Genomic DNA, 2,375 nt, shown 5'->3' on the forward strand with positions numbered 1-2,375 from the left:
CGACAGAGCAAGCCTGACGATGACTATTCGGGCCCGGCTTGTTCCAGGCGCCCTCCGACGCGCACCATCCGCACGGATTTGGCTTGTCCGTCACGATCATCGGTTTCGACGAACACGCCGCTCAGTGTGGCCTCGCCATTTGCAGGGGTAAAGCGCGCCTTGGGCATACCGGTGATGAACCGTCGCATGGGCTCCTGCTTGTCCATGCCGATGACCGAATCGTAGTCTCCGCACATGCCCGCATCCGTCAAATACGCGGTGCCACCCGGCAGAATCTGGGAATCCGCCGTCGGTACATGGGTGTGCGTTCCCACCACAAGGCTTACACGTTTGTCGCAGTAGTGCCCCATCGCCATCTTCTCGGACGTGGCCTCGCAATGCATGTCCACGATGATCGCCTGCGCCTGCCCGCCTCTGGGATGAGATTTCAGGATCGGTTCGATCGCCGAGAACGGATCGTCGAACGGGCGTTTCATAAAGACCTGACCAAGCACCTGGACCACCAGAACCTTGCGCCCCCCCGGCGCCGTAAACAGCCGATGACCCAGCCCCGGCGCGCCTTTGGCGAAGTTCACGGGTCGTACGATGCGCTGTTCTTTCTCGATGAATTGCAGCATGTCTTTCTGATCGAACGCATGATCCCCCAGCGTCAGGCAATCCGCTCCGGCATCTAACAACAGCCTGGCGTGATCTCCGCTCAGCCCCATGCCGTTCGACGCGTTTTCGCCATTGACCACGACAAAATCCAACCGCCATTCGTCGCGCAGGCGCGGCAAATGCTGCTGAACGGCAGCGCGTCCCGCGCGCCCCATGACATCACCAAGAAACAGAATCCTCATGATCCGGGTCGTAGGGGCTGTACAGGGCAATAACAAGGCGGAAGCGTGAAATTACCGGCAGACTTGGGGGTTGAAATCAAATTCTGCCGTGGCAATGTTTCGATACGTCTTTTGAATACAGAAGGAATTCTTCGTGAAGTCGTCAATTGTTCTGACCGGCTGCCTTTTGGCGGCAACTGCTGCCGCTGCCGAAGGCACCAAGACATCCATGCCCAACCCCGCTGCGACCTTTTGCATTGAAAACGACGGGACCTACCAGCTTCGTAAAAACGAAGACGGCAGTGTCTATGGCGTCTGCATCCTGAAGGACGGCACCGAGGTGGATGCCTGGGATTACTTGCGCAGTCATTTCGAGCAATAGCAGCTAGAAGGTCAGCACGCGGCTTTCCGTGACAACCATATCCAACGGTTGGTCGGTCGGCTCCAACGGCAGGCCTTCGGCCTCCTGCGCATCAAAAGCAAAGCCGATGGCAAGCGTCGAGCGTTTGGCGCGCAGACCTTCCAGCGTTCGGTCATAAAACCCGCCGCCATACCCTAGGCGGCCACCATTTGCGTCGAAGGCGACCAGTGGAACGATCAGAATTTCGGGATCGAAATAGTCATCCTCCTGGGGCACTTTTGCACCAAACGGGCCGTCCTTGAGCACTCCGTCCGGCGTCCAGCGAGAGAATCTCAGCGGCTGACCGGCTGCCTGAATGACAGGTACCCCCACCGGGCCATAAGCCGATGCTTCGGCCATCGCAGGCACCGGGTCGATCTCGGTCCGGATCGGCATGTAACCTGACAGGGGCACGCCGCGATAGCCTGCCAGAACCTCGGACAAGCGCCCGGCCGCGCCCGGCAAGCGTGCATCAAACGCGGTCTTGCGGCGGGCAAAGGCCGCTTTGCGCGCTGCGGCTTTGATATCGGTCAGATCGGTCACAGTAGCACCACGCTGGCAAGCCCAAGAAATATGAAGAAACCCATGACATCCGTCGTGGTTGTCACAAAGGTTCCCGACGCCAGCGCAGGGTCGATGCCCAAGCGATCCAGCACGACAGGTACTACCGTACCTGCGAACCCGGCGATGATCATATTCACGACCAAGGCCGACCCGATCACGACACCCAGCAGCGGGGAATCGAACCACAGCATCCCCACGGTCCCCAACACGATGGCAAAGCAGAGCCCATTCAGCACCCCCACCAGCAGTTCCCGCCTGATAACACGCATCACGTTCGAATTTGTCAGGTCGCGCGTCGCCAGCGCACGCACCGCCACGGTGAGCGATTGTGTTCCTGCATTGCCGCCCATTGACGCAACGATAGGCATCAGGATGGCCAGCGCGACCAGTTGATCAATTGCCGCCTCGAATTGCGAAATCACCAAAGAGGCACAGATCGCCGTGCACAGGTTCACCGCCAACCAGGGCAACCTTCGCCGGCTGGTTGCCGCCACACTGTCGGACAGCGAGCTTTCGTCGCCAACACCGGCAAGACGCAGAATGTCCTCTTCGTGCTCTTCATCCAGAACGACCATCGCGTCGTCAATGGTGAT

Annotated in this window: 4 protein-coding genes; 1 reads left to right on the forward strand and 3 read right to left on the reverse strand. The window is 59.4% G+C overall.

Features of this window, described 5'->3' with window-relative positions; genetic code table 11:
• Nucleotides 1–23 precede the first annotated feature (23 nt).
• A complete protein-coding gene (locus AC2FNN_RS21455; protein WP_496760529.1) occupies nt 24–839 on the reverse strand; it encodes a TIGR00282 family metallophosphoesterase in 816 nt (271 codons plus the stop codon).
• A gap of 133 nt (nt 840–972) precedes the next feature.
• Between AC2FNN_RS21455 and AC2FNN_RS21460 the strand changes: the two genes are divergently transcribed.
• Nucleotides 973–1,200, forward strand: a complete 228-nt coding sequence (locus AC2FNN_RS21460; protein WP_224853568.1) for a putative hemolysin — start codon at nt 973–975, stop codon at nt 1,198–1,200.
• Nucleotides 1,201–1,203: 3 nt separating this feature from the next.
• Here AC2FNN_RS21460 and AC2FNN_RS21465 read toward each other — a convergent pair whose 3' ends face one another.
• Together AC2FNN_RS21465 and AC2FNN_RS21470 are read right to left on the reverse strand one after the other, a co-directional pair.
• Nucleotides 1,204–1,761 carry a 5-formyltetrahydrofolate cyclo-ligase gene (locus tag AC2FNN_RS21465; RefSeq protein ID WP_496760531.1) on the reverse strand — a complete coding sequence of 186 codons (558 nt, stop codon included), beginning with the start codon at nt 1,759–1,761 and terminating at the stop codon, nt 1,204–1,206.
• On the reverse strand, nt 1,758–2,375 hold a 618-nt coding region (locus AC2FNN_RS21470; protein ID WP_496760533.1), incomplete at its 5' end, for a magnesium transporter. The genes AC2FNN_RS21465 and AC2FNN_RS21470, both read right to left, overlap by 4 nt.

This window comes from Ruegeria sp. BHSA118 (assembly GCF_059613405.1).

Bases quoted from the DNA above. Each gene is read 5' to 3' on its own strand.
- AC2FNN_RS21455 (WP_496760529.1), bottom strand. From the start codon at position 839: ATGAGGATTCTGTTTCTTGGTGATGTCATGGGGCGCGCGGGACGCGCT.